This window comes from Mucilaginibacter ginkgonis, assembly GCF_009754905.2.
In the GTDB taxonomy this organism is placed as follows: Bacteria; Bacteroidota; Bacteroidia; order Sphingobacteriales; family Sphingobacteriaceae; genus Mucilaginibacter; species Mucilaginibacter ginkgonis.
The window spans coordinates 60,927-77,676 of the sequence record NZ_CP066775.1 but is presented as its reverse complement, the minus strand read 5'-3'; the positions used below and the strand labels follow the sequence as shown (position 1 = coordinate 77,676).

Annotated in this window: 13 protein-coding genes; 3 read left to right on the top strand and 10 right to left on the bottom strand. The window is 40.3% G+C overall.

Annotated features, from left to right (window positions below; translation table 11 throughout):
- Positions 1-56 precede the first annotated feature (56 nt).
- Positions 57-1,253: a redoxin family protein gene (locus GO620_RS00365; protein ID WP_198173495.1), complete on the top strand. Its 1,197-nt coding sequence runs from the start codon at positions 57-59 to the stop codon at positions 1,251-1,253.
- A gap of 206 nt (positions 1,254-1,459) precedes the next feature.
- Here GO620_RS00365 and GO620_RS00360 read toward each other — a convergent pair whose 3' ends face one another.
- The 7 genes from GO620_RS00360 to GO620_RS00330 all read right to left on the bottom strand — a co-directional run bounded on the left by GO620_RS00360 (position 1,460) and on the right by GO620_RS00330 (position 9,363).
- Positions 1,460-2,587, bottom strand: a complete 1,128-nt coding sequence (locus tag GO620_RS00360) for a sulfite oxidase (protein WP_157523357.1) — start codon at positions 2,585-2,587, stop codon at positions 1,460-1,462.
- 91 nt (positions 2,588-2,678) lie between these two features.
- Complete coding sequence (locus tag GO620_RS17255) at positions 2,679-2,849, bottom strand: DUF1003 domain-containing protein (protein WP_198173496.1); 171 nt, start codon at positions 2,847-2,849, stop codon at positions 2,679-2,681.
- Entirely contained in the window at positions 2,849-2,965 is a 117-nt protein-coding gene (locus GO620_RS17395; protein WP_198173497.1) for a DUF1003 domain-containing protein, read from the bottom strand. Before GO620_RS17395 ends, GO620_RS17255 begins: the two co-directional genes overlap by 1 nt.
- Positions 2,953-3,096 (bottom strand): DUF1003 domain-containing protein, encoded by a 144-nt coding sequence (locus GO620_RS00345; RefSeq protein WP_198173498.1) that lies wholly within the window; start codon positions 3,094-3,096, stop codon positions 2,953-2,955. The genes GO620_RS17395 and GO620_RS00345 overlap by 13 nt, the downstream gene beginning before the upstream one ends.
- A 245-nt stretch (positions 3,097-3,341) precedes the next feature.
- On the bottom strand, positions 3,342-4,877 hold the full coding sequence (locus GO620_RS00340; protein WP_157523358.1) for a RagB/SusD family nutrient uptake outer membrane protein: 1,536 nt from the start codon (positions 4,875-4,877) through the stop codon (positions 3,342-3,344).
- 18 nt (positions 4,878-4,895) lie between these two features.
- Complete coding sequence (locus GO620_RS00335; protein ID WP_157523359.1) at positions 4,896-8,186, bottom strand: SusC/RagA family TonB-linked outer membrane protein; 3,291 nt, start codon at positions 8,184-8,186, stop codon at positions 4,896-4,898.
- Positions 8,187-8,490: 304 nt separating this feature from the next.
- Entirely contained in the window at positions 8,491-9,363 is an 873-nt protein-coding gene (locus tag GO620_RS00330; protein ID WP_157523360.1) for a hypothetical protein, read from the bottom strand.
- Between the two features lie 242 nt (positions 9,364-9,605).
- Here GO620_RS00330 and GO620_RS00325 point away from each other — a divergent pair, with 242 nt between their 5' ends.
- Positions 9,606-12,095, top strand: a complete 2,490-nt coding sequence (locus GO620_RS00325; protein ID WP_244139439.1) for a bifunctional YncE family protein/alkaline phosphatase family protein — start codon at positions 9,606-9,608, stop codon at positions 12,093-12,095.
- 323 nt (positions 12,096-12,418) lie between these two features.
- Here the strand turns inward: GO620_RS00325 and GO620_RS00320 are convergent, their stop codons facing one another.
- Both GO620_RS00320 and GO620_RS00315 read right to left on the bottom strand, forming a co-directional pair.
- On the bottom strand, positions 12,419-13,003 hold the full coding sequence (locus GO620_RS00320) for a hypothetical protein (protein WP_157523361.1): 585 nt from the start codon (positions 13,001-13,003) through the stop codon (positions 12,419-12,421).
- A complete protein-coding gene (locus GO620_RS00315; RefSeq protein WP_157523362.1) occupies positions 12,987-13,466 on the bottom strand; it encodes an RNA polymerase sigma factor in 480 nt (159 codons plus the stop codon). The genes GO620_RS00320 and GO620_RS00315 overlap by 17 nt, the downstream gene beginning before the upstream one ends.
- A gap of 460 nt (positions 13,467-13,926) precedes the next feature.
- Between GO620_RS00315 and GO620_RS00310 the strand changes: the two genes are divergently transcribed.
- Positions 13,927-14,178 (top strand): hypothetical protein, encoded by a 252-nt coding sequence (locus GO620_RS00310; protein WP_200230449.1) that lies wholly within the window; start codon positions 13,927-13,929, stop codon positions 14,176-14,178.
- Between the two features lie 588 nt (positions 14,179-14,766).
- Here GO620_RS00310 and GO620_RS00305 read toward each other — a convergent pair.
- The gene (locus GO620_RS00305) at positions 14,767-16,749 is read right to left on the bottom strand and encodes an adenylate/guanylate cyclase domain-containing protein (RefSeq protein ID WP_157523363.1); all 1,983 of its coding nucleotides are present in this window, start codon (positions 16,747-16,749) and stop codon (positions 14,767-14,769) included.
- Between the last annotated feature and the right edge of the window lies 1 nt (position 16,750).

Sequence of the window (16,750 nt, the reverse complement as noted above, 5' to 3'; positions counted from 1 at the left end):
TTAACACAGGTTAACTGAATGCCATGTTCGCCAGCTATACTTTTGAAAAAAATTCCATGAAAAAGTTATTAATTCTATTGGTCCTATTGGCCCCAGGGCTTACAGCTTTAGCACAAGTAAAACAGGGGGATTTGGTTCCTGACATTAATTTTGCAACTGTTTTAAATGCGAAAGTAAAGTCGGCGAATCTTAGTCAGCTGAAAGGCAAAGTTGTATTAATTGATTTTTGGGCAACCTGGTGCGGTTCGTGTCTTGAGGCAATGCCACATCTTCAGGCTTTACAGGCAAAGTACCCCAAAAGTTTGCAGATTATTGCTGTCAACGACGAAAGCCTGAAACGCACCGGTCTGTATATCAAATTGAGGCCTGCGAATTTTTGGTTTGCCGTTGACACCACCAGAGAGATAGGAAAAGTATTTCCCCACCGGCTCATTCCCCATTCTGTATTAATCTCGTCGGATGGCAGGCTTGCAGCCGTAACCCTCCCGGAAAATATAACTGAACACGTCATTGACAGTGTACTGAACAAAAACGTTGTACACATTTCTGAAAAAAAAGATAATCTTTTAAGTCACGAAGAACTTATTAAACAGAATTTCTATGCTGCTGATACAGTAAGACATCGCTTTATGATGGAAGGAGAAATTAACGGTGCGCCAGGACTTAGTACGACGTGGTTAACTGATTCAATTTTTAAAGGCCGCAGAATCACCTGCCTAAATTTGTCATTAAGCACTTTATACCGATTGGCTTACAATGATTATCCATATAGTCGAACAATAGATCAAACTAAACCTGCTAAGAATGCGCCCGTATACTGTCTGGATTTAATTGTAGAAAACCCTGATCAGCTCCGGCCCGCTTTACAGCAAGAACTCGCTAAGCGTTTTGACATTCAAGCCAAAGAAGAAACAATATTAAAAGATGTGCAGGTTTTAAAAATTACCGACCAGAATAAATTTAATGAGATCAAAAGAAATCAAACCGGAAAACGTACTTACAGCGCCGGTCACGGTAACATTGATCAGGACTGTATCACAATGAAAGAATTTGCAGAGTTTCTACAGGATTATGGAATTGGAAAACTAGTAGTTGACAAAACTGGAAATATAGAAAAGCTCGATATTAAATTCACCTTTCAACCAGAAGACCCACAGAGTATTTTAGATATTTTGTCGACTATGGGACTGGGATTAACCAAAGAAGAGCAAGAGATCAATATGCTCGTTTTATATAAACAGGCAGCCCTTTAGAACTGCACACCGTCTTAGGTGGTTTGCCTGTAAAAGCCTTACTTATTGGTTAACGTCAAAAGATAAAAGCCCTTTGCAGGGCTTTTATCTTTTATTATTCTTTTAGGGCATCTTTGACGCTTCCAACTGCATCTTGCACCTTGCCTGCCGCTTTATCAGCTTTATATCAAGTTTTTAATAAAAAGTTTTATAGTCTGACTAAATAATCATTGTACCTCTACCTCATGTTTTATTATTTTATTTATCATGTAAGTTCTGCGGTCAGCATCATGCTCACTAGGTTGAGTATTACCTGCACAATCAGTCGCCTTAACCATTAATTTGTATTTCGATTGTTTGATTGGAACTTGCCAGTTATATTCCCATAATACCCATGAGTGTGGCATCGGTTGCGATGTCAGGTCTACGACCTCCCAGCTCTTTCCCTCGTTTATGCTAATTTCTACTTTTTCAATAGCTTTCTCACCACTCCATGCGGCTCCAGTTATCGTGTAAGTCGTCCCTTTTTCAATAAGCTCGCTTAGTGCAGGCCGTGCAATTTGTGCTTTCACTTGCACTTCAGAAACGGGTTTAAGTGATGGATGCCCGTCCGGACGTGACCAATAAGCATATTCTAACGTCTGCCAGTATCCATCAAAAGGTTTGTTTACGACGATGATCTTTATGAGCCATTTAACAGATGCCATTCCATACCACCCCGGGACAATTGCTCTTACCGGATATCCATGAATAGGTGTCAAGTCTTTACCGTTCATTTGATAGGCTATCAATACTTCCTCCTGAAGTGCTTTAGTTAAGGTAAGACTCCTTGCGAAATGGATCTCGCCTGGTGACTTCGGTTCTTCAGTTATCGCACCTTTGTCTGCCCCTTCTAAAATTACTTCAACGGCATCGCTTTTGATTCCTGCCTTTTTTAGAAGTACAGAAAGCGGCACGCCTGTCCACTTAGCATTACCAACCGCGCCCTGTTCCCATAACAAACCTTTCATCTTCGGGACCATATTAGCCCTTCCGTTGCCTGCACATTCCAAAGTTGCTACAACTGTTTTAGATGGCAGCATTTTTAACTCATGATAGTTGATACTAAACTCGTTCTCTATTTCACCAGTTATGGTCAGTTTCCAATCTTTAGAACTAATGTCTGGTACCGGGAAGTGAGTTCGAACGAAGAATTGGTTATCGGGTGTTATAAAATCATCAAGCATCGGAAATGGATACTCGTAGTTGGCAGGTTCTTTCTCACGAATAATTAAGCCGGGGAATGAACCTTGAGTTGATTTAGAAACATTTTCGATTTCCGTACTGGTTTCACTTCCCTGATATTGCTTATTCATGATGATGTGTTTGTCTTTCAGTTAAAGGCAATTGTTGGGACTTTGTTTGTTAACAGTGATTGCACATTGCGCTAACAACGTAGCTAGAACCTCAATCCTGGTTCATATTTTCAAGAAGGGTAATTATTTTGTCCAGCTTTTGAAGTTCGATGTTGTTAAGGCGTTCCATTAGCTCTTCAATTTCTTTCTTAGCCCCTAGGTTGGTTTCGTAATCACTCGTCGCCTGTGCCCTGTCACGCTCACCTTGTCTATTTTGAGCCATCATGTCATGATTATAGGAGCGGCATAAGCTGCTTGGGTTGAAAATAATAAGTTAAGAAGTCTATAGGGATAAGGGTCCCAATGTTTTACAATGCAATTACATTTCAGCCTATCCACAACAGTACAATTACTGTTTGTGCAATAATAAATTTCCAGGACCCCATTCCATTGGCAACACCGTCTGCCAGTTTTTGACCGTAGCCTCTTGAGTTGTGGTAATCTTCATGCCAGTTGTTTGATTTTCCCATGATGGTTTGTAAGAGTGATAATTATTGAAAGTAACGACTTCTGAAGTATAGAACTTTCAATACTATTACAAAATTAAAATACTTTTCAAGCATTTAAGTGCAGCAGTGGCAACCTGTAAAGAGTTTAAGAAGTGAGTAAATTTATTGACCTGATCTCTTGTACTGTAATTTCTTTTAAAAAGATATAAGCCGCTATAGAAAAAGCAAAAAAGGAGAAACATAAATTTCTCCTTTTTTGCTTACGGTTAGTAACCCGGGTTTTGATACATTTTTACCGGATCAAGTTTGTATTCGTCAAACGGTATCGGATAATAACGATCCTTCGTGGTCACGTTTGAAAGCTGTGCAGCACCAAAGTCTGCCTGCGGTTTAGCTCTTAGATAAGAAACCAACTCATCTGTCGTGAATGTTCTCAACAAGTCAAACCAGCGATGATGTTCAAATGCCAGTTCCACACGGCGTTCATGCAGTATAGCAAGCTTCAGGGTTGGAAACTTTGTTGCATAAGTACTATTGGTAAGAGATACCGCATAAGTTGGCATGCCTGCACGCACACGTACCTGGTCTAAATAAGATATTGCAGTTGTGTTGTCACCAAGATACATGTTGACCTCGGCCAGCATCAATATTACGTCTGCATAACGGATCAGGTTCCAGTCATTACCCCCATAACCCAGATTACTTGCAGCCGAGCTTGCATCCCTGAATTTTGTGATAAACCAGTCTTTAACGATCGGATCATTCGCAAATTTTACAGAGAATCCCATTCGCGGATCATTAGCTTCATATTCATTTATCAGATCATGAGTCACATTACCACCAACGCCTGAAGATGCTTTTAGAGAATTAATCGTCTCCCCCTTTGCCTGGTTGTTGGCCGCTATATCAGAACTGTAAGTGACATCTCCCTGCTTATTTACTATCTGGAAGATCAGTTCAGGACAGGTAGATTTTTTATTTACATCAAAAACATCCGTGTATGGAATGCTGCTTAATGCGCCAAACGTCCGCATGTTATAAGCATTCATCAAATAGGTTTTTGCATTATTCAGGTTTGCAGTACGGTTTGCCTGGTCTTGGGTGGTGGCCATTGTAAGATACACCTGTCCCAGCAGAGCATTGGCAGCAGCCTTAGAAGCGCGGCCGATATTTCCGCCTGATTGCAAATTAGGTAAAGGGCTGCTGTTTATCACGTCAGTAAGGTCAGCAACTATCTGGCTATAAACTGTGGCTTGTTTTTCCCTGAATGTATAGGCGCCTACTTCTGTAGAGCTTAGCTGTTTTGTAACTAATGGCACGTCTCCCCATAATCTTACCAAATGAAAATACATCAATGCACGCAAAAACTTAGCTTCTGCCGCATATTGCAATTTAAGGTTAGGATCACTAAAGGGTACATTGTCAATATTGGACAGCACCACGTTGGCGCGGGTAATAGTTCCGTATAAAGAAACCCAATGTGATTTAAGATAGGTATTGCTCGGTATCAACGAAAAGTTGTTGAACTGAAAAGGCTCTCCGGCATTAGACTGATTGTCGTTACGGCCGGTATCGTCAGATCTTTCATCCGTCCAAAGGCCACTGTCTTCTCCAATATTATTGCCGCTTCGTAACGATTGATAAATACCGTTTACCGCAAGCAAAATATCATTTGAAGATTGAAAGTTAGCGGCAATAGAAATATTGTTAGGGTCACTTTGTTCAAGGAAACTTTTTTTACAGGCAGTACCAATTAACAGCAATACTGCAAGACTTATAATGGTTATGAATTTCTTTTTCATTGTAGTTTTTCTAAATGATTAAAAGGTAACATTTATACCAAGGTTATATGACCGTACTAACGGATACACGCCATAGTCGATACCAGGCGCCAGGTTGGCCGGTTGGGTGCTGTTTGATGCGCCGCTCGAATAGTTGTAATCTACCTCAGGGTTATAGCCTTTGTATTTGGTGATAGTAAAAACATTAACTACGCTGGCAAAAATGCGCGCATTGCTGATTCCGAGACTTGTTTTTAATAAGGTTGGGATGCTGTAACCCAGCGTTAGGTTTGTACAACGTAAGAAAGACCCGCTTTGCAAATAAACCGTAGATAAGCGGGTACTGTTGCTTTGCGTACCGCCACGAGATGCACGATATAAAGAGGTACCATTACCGGGATTGTTGACGTCACGGTAACGATCAGCTACGTCAGCATATTGGTTACCAGATCCTTCGCCATTATAAAGGTAATAGTCTTGTCCGTCCAATACCTGGTTACCATATGAACCATTAAAAGAAGCCGAAAAATCAACTTTTTTGTAATTGGTATTCAGCGCAAAACCGTAAGTGAATTTTGGATATGGGGTACCGATAACCGTTTTATCGGCATCGTTTACTACGCCATCGCCATTAGTATCAACGAAGTAAATATCGCCGATCTTAAGCGGGTTGGTAGAAGATGCGGACGGAGCAACTTTCCCCAAATTATCGGCAGTGACATGCCCGCCAACTTTAAGTCCGTAGAACATACCAACCGGTTGGCCTTCTTGGGTGATACTAGTTAAATATGAACGCTCTGCACCATTGATAATAATGGTGTTATTGGCCGCCAGTTTAACTACCTTATTACGGTTGACAGATATATTTCCGCTCAAACCAAGATTGAAATCTTGTGACCTTATTACTTTACCGTCTAACTGGAGATCTATCCCGGTATTTCTTATCCTTGAATCCCGCAGGTTGGTTAGGATAGTTGTGCTGCCTGAAATTGCAGAGATCGGCTGGTTGTATAACAGGTTATAAGAATAACTTAGATAATAGTTAAGTATTATATTCAACCGGCCTTTAAGTAAGCCTATGTCTGTACCAAAATTATATTGCGAAGTTGACTCCCAACTCAGGGCTTCATCTTTTATACCAGCTGGATAAGTCGCCGTTACAATGGTATTATTACCAAATACCACTCCGGTTGGATTAGCCAGGGTTTGCTGGGTATTATAATTTCCGATATTATAATTGCCGCTTAGCCCCCAGCTTGCCCTTAATTTAAGAGTAGATTGCTCACCTAATAAATTGTTATAAAATGGCTCCTGCGAGATATTCCAGCCGGCAGCCACAGATGGGAAGTAGCCATATTTGTTTTTTGGTCCAAATCTCGATGATCCGTCAGCCCTGAAAGAGCCCGTTAGAAAATATTTATTATCAAAATTATAATTGACACGACCTAAATAAGATAACAAGGTATAAACAGATTTCCCTGTATTGGAGTTAAGGGTGAAAAGGCTTGGATCTGCACCTTTAGCGGTAATTTCCGGAATATTATCATTTTGAAAACCCTTTGCTGTTACGCTGATCAGATCGCTACTGGTTTTCTGGGCTGTATATCCCGCCAGCGCGTCTATATGATGTTTACCGAATTGTTTGTTATAATTCAGGGTAAATTCACCTAATTGGTCCAGCTGCGATATGGTTTGTGCTGTTGCAGTAGCTGCTGCGATAGACTGAACGGAACCGGGAGGGAAGGCACCACTGCTTAAACTGGTGGGCAGATAGTAGTCATATTTCTCATTATATGTCTGGGTTCCCAGATTTACTTTCGCGCTTAGACCATCCCAAATTTTATATACTGCGTTAGCATTATAAGTACTACGGTAACCTTTACGGGTAATTTTTGTGCGTTCTGCCAAGGCTACCGGATTTTCTATTGACTGATATCCATAAGTTGCTGACTGTGCGGCTGCAGCATTTGTTGCTAAAGAGCCATCTGCATTGTACGCAGGAAAGTACGGCATATATATTAATGCACCCAAAATAGGCCCGTGGTCAAAACGTCCTTCCTGTATTTCCCGGTTATAATTTTGCGTGTAGGAAAGATTTACGCCTACATGCAAACGCTTACTCACGTCGCCATCGACATTTGTACGGAAGTTATAACGTTCCTGACCGCTCGAGCGGATAATACCATCTTGGTTTTGGTAGGCACCACTAACATAGTAGCGGATATCTTTAGAAGCTCCAGAAAAAGACAGGTTGTGTTTTTGAAAAAAGGCGTTATGATAAAGCTCATTCTGCCAGTCTGTATTGATAGTTTGGTGTATGAGCGATTGGCTTGAAAAATTATAGATATCAGTGGGGATACTTACGCTAGCAGCATTACCCACATTGGCAATACGCGTTGCGTTTAGATCTGAATACATGGCATCATTCCATGTCTTGCCGCTGTTAACCCACAGGTCGTGATACGTATTGTTACGGCCATCTATAACTAACTGGGCAAACCCGTCGGCATCAAGCAATTTTACTTTATGTGCTAACTGGTTTACTCCTGTCTGCACATCGTACTCAAATTTACCCTTTCCTTCTTTACCACGTTTGGTAGTTATTATAACTACCCCACCTGAAGCGCGTGAACCATAAATAGCAGCCGATGCGGCATCTTTTAAAATGTCTATAGTTTCGATATCATCCGGGTTGATAAAAACATCATTACCGGCAGGGTAACCATCGATCACATATAAAGGATCTGAACTGGCGTTGAACGATCCGATACCCCGCACCCTTATCTTAGTACCTTGGTAAGGTGCCCCATCTGTTTGAGATATCTGCATACCGGCAACTTTTCCAACCAGGGCTTGCCCCAGAGTAGGTGCAGATAAGTTGAGCTCGCTCGCCTTCACGCTTGATATTGCGCCGGTAACATCGCTTTTTCGTACGGTCTGGTAACCTATTGCTACGACCTCATTCAATACATTAGCAGATGGTTTGAGTGAGACGTTTACCAATGTCAACCCATTAAGTTTAACTTCCTGCATATTGTATCCGACAAAGCTGAAAACAAGCGTAGAACTCTCTTCCGCCTGAATAGAATATTTACCATTGTTGTTAGTGGCTGTCCCGCTGGAAGTGTTTTTCACTCTCACAGTTACGCCGGGAAGTGGCTGATTATTTTCATCAGTAACGGTACCGGTGACAGTTACCGGTGCGTCGATCTTATTTAATGTTTTATCAGCAGATCTTGCCGTAAAAGGCAAAGCAATGATCAGAAAAGAAAAAAGAAGGATTGATGAGTAAAACGTTTTCAAAAGATCATGAGTAATCTTTTTATTCATAATTTTAAAAATTAATTTGTTTGAATGACAGAAGCTTGCAGGCTTTTTAGTTGTTTTTTACGAATTGATAAGAGCCGGCTGAATGTTAGCGCATTCGCCGGTTTTATGATAATCAATTTCTAATGCAGGAGTTGTAGTTTTTACATAGGCAGATCTATTGAATAGAAGACAATTAGTTTCTTTTAATTTGCGGCGAATGTACCGACGGTGCATAAAGCCAGCCTACACTATAAGTTAAGGATTTATTAAAAAGTGACTTAACGTCTATTTTGTCTTTTAAAGTCCCAACAAAAGTTGATAACTCCTACCAAATCGTATTGACGTAATTAACATTTGCTTTCCTTGATGAGGTTACAGCGATGCCTTCGGTACCGTTGCCCAAAAAAGCAAAGCCTTCCAATTCGTCACCCCGATCAATATGATCGACCTGGTTTAATACCACGGCTTTACCGCTTTCTACCGATTTTGCCAGATCTAAATAAGTAAACCGCCATTTCCGTCCCTCTACCTGGTTTTGGATCAGGACTAAGGTGCCCTTATCAGCCACCCAGTTTAAATTTTGCACCCATGGTGTACAGGTAAATTTCTTAAATAATACGCCCGGCTCACTCGTCCTTTTGCAATGCTGCAACTTTTCCGGATCATACAAACGGACCTCGTTGCCGTGATTCCCGTAGTCAGCTGTAGCTACATACCACTTGTTTTTATATTTTACATATTCGGGCCGCGTACCCTGTATACAGGCATCATCTTCAATTGTATTTAAAAGACTGGCATCAAGCGTTCCCGTCTTTAACAACGCATTCCAGTCTACGCAATAAATTACTGCACGCCATTTGGTGCCTTCTGCATTTAGTCGAATTGAGTTGCCTATGAAGGTGGGACCGTTGCCATTATAAGCAATACCGGTAGGATGGTTAATGACATCCTCCCCTTTTTGAGTAAGTTTATATTCTTTATGCTGGTAAACCAAACTATCATGTTCAAGTTTAAATTCACGTATCATGCCAACCTCACGGTCGCCATATAAAAAAACTCTTCCATGCTGATAAGAAATCCCCTGGCAGGCGCCCAAAGAATCAACCGTAACCGCTTTTGTTAACGTGATATCAGGCTTGTTATCGATGAAGGAGGTTAACGCTAAGGCCGCAATAAATAGCAAGTATGATTTTTTCATGATTTACTTTTCGTGCAAAGTAGGCGCGCCAATGTAAATTTGAAATTAAACTTTAGTTATGATTCAGCTTCACCAAGCCATAGAAAAGCTAAGCCAGCCTTATCTATTAAATGTCTCTCTGTTAAATCTCTCGGCACCTATTATCACTGTTCATTAACCTTCCTGATAATTTAATAATGACTTAATAATGACGGTATATCTTTACTATCTTATTGTTCACGATAACCACCCGATCTAATCATATGTCTTTATTAAGAAGTAATATCAGCATACTACATCCCGGAAAAATTGTCCTAAGCATGTTTTCGTTCCTCTTGGCCTGTAACACATTGACCTTTGCGCAGGATCTGAAAACTGTTGAGCATAATCGCGTAAAATTACCTAATGGATGGTCATTAACCCCGGTAGGTAAAAGCTTACCTCTTGGCGACCTGCCTTTAAATATTGCGGTAAGCAAAAAGCACCGCTATGCAGCAGTAACCAATAATGGCCAAAGCGTGCAAACCATTCAATTGCTGGATGCCCGGACAGATCGTGAATTGGATAAAGTGGTAATCAGTAAGGCATGGGGAGGGTTGGTTTTTAGCGCAGACGAGCGTTCGCTTTATGCCTCTGGCGGAGATAATAACTGGATCATCCGTTATGCAATTATAAACGATAAGCTTCAGGCAGCTGATACCATCAGATTAGGCAATGCATGGAGCAAAAAATCAAACTCAACCAATATATCCCCAACGGGATTAGCACTTGATGATAAAAAGAACGTCCTATATGTGGTTACCAAGCTGGATAACACCCTGTATTTAATTGATCTTAAAACCAAAGGCATTTTAAAACAAATTCATTTAAGTGCGGATGCTTATACCTGCTTATTATCACCTGATAATTCAAAATTATTCATCAGCCTTTGGGGCGGCGATAAGGTAGCTGTGTATGGAACTAATGAGAATCGGCTGGTCGATTCTGTTGCTGTAGGCGATAATCCCAATGATCTTTGTATTTCACGTAATGGAAGATATCTGTATGTAGCTAATGCCAATGATAATACAGTATCTGTTATTGATGTTCGCAAATTCAGGGTCTTGGAAACACTCAACACAGCAGTGACGCCTACACCATTAAGTGGTTCTACCAGTAATTCAGTAGCCTTAAGTAAAAATGACAAAACGCTTTATATAGCCAATGCAGACAACAATTGCCTGGCTGTATTTAATGTAGAAAAACCGGGGTTTAGCCAATCAATGGGATTTATACCAACCGGGTGGTATCCAAGCGTCGTAAGGATGATTGATAGTAAACTATACGTGGCCAATGGTAAAGGGTTTTCATCTCTGCCTAACCCGCACGGGCCTAACCCGACAGATAAGAAGGAAACAGTTTTATTACATGGCGGGGATCCCTTCAGGCCCGCTCGCACCGAATATATTGGCGGCGGCTTACTTAATGGAACTTTAAGCATCATTGCAGCTCCGACAGCCAACGAGTTATCTATCTATTCACAGGCGGTTGTCCATAACACTCCATATCACAGAGAGCAAGAAGTAACGGCGACTGGCGAGCAAGGAAACCCTATCCCGTTCAAAGTTGGTAGCGCATCACCAATAAAACATGTTTTCTACATTGTTCAGGAAAACAGAACATATGACCAGGTATTGTCTGATATGCCAAAAGGGAACGGTGATACCAGCCTGTTGTTATTTGGCAGGAGAATAACACCAAACCATCATGCGCTGGCTGACAACTTTGTATTATTGGATAATTTTTATGTGGATGGTGAAGTAAGCGCAGACGGGCACAACTGGAGCCTGGGTGCCTATGCGACAGATTATATGGAAAAAAACTGGCCAACCAGTTATGGCAGCCGCGGGCCGGGTGCGGTTGCTCCTACAGCAAAAAACAAACTTTATATCTGGGATCAAGCAAAGCGTGCCAACATAACGTTCCGCACCTACGGAGAATTTATCAATGCCGATAACTCCCCCCAGATCGCTGTCTTAAAAGATCACTACGCAAAGGCTTATCCGACACACGATTTGCGTGACCCTGATACGTTGCGTTATCAAGCATGGGAACATGACTTCGATTCACTGATGCGCAGCAACGCTGTTCCGCAATTAAGTACGCTGCGTATGCTTTCAGATCATACCGAGGGCACAACCGCAGGCAGACCTACTCCATTTGCGCACGTTGCAGATAATGATCTGGCTGTTGGACGATTGGTGGAGCATATCGCTAAAAGCCCGATCTGGGAAAACAGTGTAATCTTTATTGTTGAAGACGACGCGCAAAACGGTCCGGATCATGTGGATGCGCACAGGTCACCCGCTTATATTGCTGGTGGTTTCGTTAAACGGAATTTTGTTGATCATACCATGTATTCCACCTCATCAGTCCTCCGCACGATTGAGTTGATTCTTGGTTTAGCGCCAATGACGCAATATGATGCAGCAGCTACTTCAATGTGGCGTAGTTTTAATCCAACTGCTGATAGAAGTCCATTTAAAAGCCTCCCATCTAATATCAATTTAAACGAGTTGAATCCAAAAGGCACTAAACTGGCTGGCTTGGCAAAAGGCCTTGATTTTACAGCAGTAGACCGCGTGCCTGACGAATTAATGAATAATATGCTATGGAAGGCAATAAGAGGAGAAAATGCAATTGCGCCATCACCTGTACGCGCAGCATTTGTCAAAGCTGTTCAGAAGTCTGATGACGATGATGATAAAAGATAAATAACTCTGGCATTTATCAATATTTGTCTACGGTTAATTATCGATTAAATGTCTTTTAATGCCAGCTTAAATACTCAAATACCTATTTCAACGAAAAACATATCGTAGAAATCGACGCTATAATACCTGGCACTTTCTTTTCCGTTCCCTTTGCATAATACCTAATGATATTGCCTCGCACGCTAATCCCAATCCGTTAAGAAAACCAGTTGCAAAATCAGGAAGGTGAAAATGTCTGCCAACCAAGGGCGTAAGCGTGATCAAAAGGAGTCCTGCGCTTAAAAAAGCTAAAGCTAGTTTGCTGAATTTTTGATGTCTCATAATTATTGAATTTGAGTTACGATAGATTCTATTCTGTTAATGGTTTCTTTCAATCTTAATGATTCGCGTTTATATGATCTTGGCCGCACAATAAACCACATGGCTACCATGTAGATAATACATAAAATATAAATGGTGAGAAACCATTTAGATTGGCCCGCGATCGGTTCGTAGAAATAGAATGCCAGCCCGATCCCATGAAGCAGAATTATAGCCGCCTGGGTATTTTTATAATAGAACAATTGGTTGCGCTGGGTCTGCTTCAAAAAATGGAGAAACTCCTGGTTGCTGCAATTGTCGAGTTGTTTAAAGCGTTTAAGCGATCTGATATTTGTTACTGCGAGGATAACACCGGAAGCTGCCATCATTCCGCCGCCGATATATGTGGTAAACATTTTAAAAGGTGTAATAATCAATACTGCCGTGATGATGCATGAAAGCATAATTGAACATATAATTACCAGCCATTTTTTTCTCAATTTCTGATCACGAAAACTTGAAACCGTTTGTTTCATTTCTTTAGAAGATGGCAGATCGTCAGTTTTTGCGCTATGCCAGATCGTATGTAGGTTAGCTGAATTGTCCATGTTCCTGAAATTTTTGCTTTAATTTATCCTTAATCCTATGCACCCTGACACGTATAGTTGAATGGCTTAGTCCTACAATGGCAGCTATCTCCGCCTGTGGTAACTCTTCCAGGTCCAGCGAAATGATAATGCGGTCCGTTTCCGCTAATTCTGAGATACATTTGTACAGAAACTGGATCTGATCTTCTTTACCGGTTGTATCATCAAGCATCAAATTACTGGGTAGTAAAGTCCTTTCTTTGCGTTTCTCAATTTCCAGATGCCGCAGGCAATTATTGGTTGCTATCCTGAATATCCATGTGGTCATCAGGGAGCGGTTCTCAAAAGATGATAGATTTTTCCAGACAGAAATGAATGTTTCCTGCACCAGGTCCTTAGCCTTATCAGCATCATTGGTGTAGCCTAAACAAATCCTGAAGACCTGCTTTGCGTAAGCATTGTATATGTCTTCAAAATCTTTCATAGTTGATCGATAGCAGTTTTCTTTCTTAGATACACCGATAGACAGAATGTTTCCAACAATAACGAATTTGCTTGAAAATGCCCTGCGGCATTCAGTTTGCATTGTACCACGTGCTAACGCACCGGGTTCATTGCACTGAAAGCCTCATTAGACGGTCAGAAATAATCTCGTTCCTCAATTATACCTTCTTACCCCTATAAATTTTAAAACCATTCTTAACACTTGCGCAAAGTAAGCCACCATAGCTTAACCCATAAAGGGTATATAAATGGGTGCGGCTTAATAACATGTCTGAAAGCACCTACCCTTGATGGAGAATGAAGAGGTCATCAGTAAACTGGCTTACGTTTTTGCCTGACTTGGGAAATTTATTTCATGAATTGGTCTGCTAGGATTACCTATGTTCACAACGGAATAACGTGTTTGGGAAATCGGCATCCGTAAAGTGCTTGGTGGTAGTGTGAGCTCTTTATTCACCTTACTATCTGCTGAATTTCTTAACTTAATCAGCATATCAATTGTTATCGCCTTACAGGTAGCATGGTATTTTACCTATAGCTGGATGCAGAGTTTTGCCTACAAAGCGCTGTTAACGTGGTGGGTATTCGCTTTGTCCGAGTTGCAAATCATTGGCATTGCCTTATTTACAATCAGCATCCACATATTAAAAGCTGCTCTTTTGAACCCTATAAAAAGATTAAAAGGCGATTAAGGACCCTTTGTTATCTACTCGAATATATTCATCAGAATTTAGCGAATCGGCCAAACTCGCATCTGATAAGTTCTTTTAAACCTAAAGTCAAGGTGCGATCTTGCACCAAGAGAAAGGTAACGCAGCTAATTTAAGGCTTGACAACACGGGTGCCTTAAGTGTCGAAACGCAGGAATTAACGGTAAATCAATAGTTATGATGAATTCCAAAAAATTAATCTTTTGATCTAAATCAAATTTGTCACTAGATTAATATGATAGCAATTTTCTTAAAGCTTCCTGGCTACTCTTATCTTTAGGATCCAAAATGAGCATTTAATGAATAGGTATCCGTGGGCTATAATTTAAAAACCGTAGATGCTTAGAATACAGCACTATTAAAAAAATTTATTATTGATCTATGGAAAATTGGAAAGTGTTGAAACTGAATCGGAATACAAAAATGCGTTAGAATGTTTAAGTGAAATTTTTCATGCTGAACCTGGCACTTCAGAAGTCGATTAATTGGAATTGTTATTGGTCTTAATAAAAGTGTATAATGATAACCATGTGAAAGTACCAGAGCTTTAAAAAATATTTTTGAGTTAGTTTAGTATACAAAATACATTTTTAAATTTCCTTTATTTTTAGCTGGAATCTCTCCACGGTAAGTAAACAAGTAATTATCTTGTATTAATTCGTAAGTTTTTTCTGATACATTGATTTTCCCGGGTTCGCTATTTTGTTCCATGCGGGCAGCTGTATTTACAGTATCACCCCAGATATCGTAAGCAAATTTTTTAATACCGACTATGCCGGCTACCACACTACCGCTATGTAGACCTATACGTATGTCGAAAGTCTTATCACCGAATTCTTGTTTACGATGCTGGACAAATCTCATTATTTCTATTGAAGCATTTACAGCATTGTTGGCATGTTTGGTGTTTGCGTTTGGCAACCCTGCTACTGCGAGGTAGGCATCGCCGATGGTTTTTATTTTTTCTATTTGATGCTTGTCTATAATGTTGTCGAATGCTTTGAAGCAAAAATCAAGTTCATCTACAAGTTGCTGAGGCGTAAGCGTTTCGCTTACGCTTGTAAAATTCACAAAATCGGTAAAGATGACTGTTACGTTGTCAAACTGACGCGCATTTGCGCTACCCTTATTCTTTAGTTCTTCAGCGACATCAGCAGGAAGAATATTTAATAAAAGGGAATCTGATCTTTGCAAAGATTGATTAAGCTCACGGGTTCGCTCAGCAACTTCACTTTCTAACAACATATTTTGATCATTAAGAATTTGCTGTTTTTCCTTTTCCTGTGCTATCGTTCTAAAAGAAAGATTCTTTACCTTTTCCAAGGTAAATCCCAATTTCCGGTTTTTATTCGCACTTCTAATTGCAAGGAAGAAAGACATGCCAATCGGAAAACTAATTAAGGACAATTCAAATAGTACTTGCGCAAGTATGCTATCTTGATCGAATAGGGAAGATACTATATTGAACAACACAAATAGGGATATGCCAATTAACAAGAAGTAAGCATCTCTTTTGCGTCTACGGATGGCCCAAAAACAAACATAAATACCTTCGGCTAAACATAAAACCGGAAATACTGAACTTGCTAAAATGTATCCTACAGTTCCGAGATAATATTCGGAGCCAATAAATATCACCCCGATAATTGTTATGACTGTGAAAATAGCTCTTCTGGAATATCCAACTATGGTGTAAACTAATAACAACAGAAAAAGGAGCCCAGGCACTATAACAGCCCCATTTGCCGCATATATCCACATTTCAGTACTTACTTTACCAAATCTCTCTATACCCCATAATTCGTTTGGCAGCGCGTTGAAACTAAGCATCATACACATAAGTGAATAATACAGATCTATTTTTTGACGCTGATCAAATAGAAAATTGACAAAATGTATAAAGCTAATTATCAGAAGAATAGAGCCACTAAAAGTGTAAAAGATGATAAACCATGTTAGTTTTTGTTGACTTGCTATATAGGTATTAAAAGCTTCTTGGCGATCATTTATTGTAAGCTTAAAAACCGGCAGAGGCGAATAAAAATTTGACAAATAAGGTATTTTTGCCTGATAGGCAATTCTTAAGGCAATGACGTTTTCTACATTAGGTAAAAGACTAATATCCAACGGTCTGTTAGACGGCAGAAAGGCAACAACTTTCGCCGCATCGCTGCTTACAACGCCAAACTGAAGTATTTTTTTGCCATTTAAGTAAATCTCTGAAGCTACGTACTGTGTTATGTTTATTGATAATAGCCGGTTATCTGCTAAGTTTACTTTTGGTAGGTGTATTCTTAGCCAGCCAATTCCAGACTTTCTAAGGGGCGTAAAAGTTTTAACATCCTGAAGTGGATCTACTTGTTGCCAACTGCTGTCATCAATGTCAGGGTTCGCCCATTGTTTATCGTCGCCTGGATGAAAAACCCAGTTCGATGTCAATACAATATCACTTGTTGGATTGATAATTTTACTGATAGTATCTATTTTTAAGGATCCGAAAGCCTCCTGAATAACTATCAAATTCAGGAAAATCCATAGAAATTTTATGCGCATA

Bases quoted from the DNA above. Each gene is read 5' to 3' on its own strand.
- GO620_RS00325 (WP_244139439.1), top strand. From the start codon at position 9,606: ATGTCTTTATTAAGAAGTAATATCAGCATACTACATCCCGGAAAAATT.
- GO620_RS00345 (WP_198173498.1), bottom strand. From the start codon at position 3,096: ATGGGAAAATCAAACAACTGGCATGAAGATTACCACAACTCAAGAGGC.
- GO620_RS00320 (WP_157523361.1), bottom strand. From the start codon at position 13,003: ATGGACAATTCAGCTAACCTACATACGATCTGGCATAGCGCAAAAACT.
- GO620_RS00305 (WP_157523363.1), bottom strand. From the start codon at position 16,749: ATGCGCATAAAATTTCTATGGATTTTCCTGAATTTGATAGTTATTCAG.
- GO620_RS17255 (WP_198173496.1), bottom strand. From the start codon at position 2,849: ATGGCTCAAAATAGACAAGGTGAGCGTGACAGGGCACAGGCGACGAGT.
- GO620_RS00335 (WP_157523359.1), bottom strand. From the start codon at position 8,186: ATGAATAAAAAGATTACTCATGATCTTTTGAAAACGTTTTACTCATCA.
- GO620_RS00340 (WP_157523358.1), bottom strand. From the start codon at position 4,877: ATGAAAAAGAAATTCATAACCATTATAAGTCTTGCAGTATTGCTGTTA.
- GO620_RS00360 (WP_157523357.1), bottom strand. From the start codon at position 2,587: ATGAATAAGCAATATCAGGGAAGTGAAACCAGTACGGAAATCGAAAAT.
- GO620_RS00330 (WP_157523360.1), bottom strand. From the start codon at position 9,363: ATGAAAAAATCATACTTGCTATTTATTGCGGCCTTAGCGTTAACCTCC.
- GO620_RS00365 (WP_198173495.1), top strand. From the start codon at position 57: ATGAAAAAGTTATTAATTCTATTGGTCCTATTGGCCCCAGGGCTTACA.
- GO620_RS00315 (WP_157523362.1), bottom strand. From the start codon at position 13,466: ATGAAAGATTTTGAAGACATATACAATGCTTACGCAAAGCAGGTCTTC.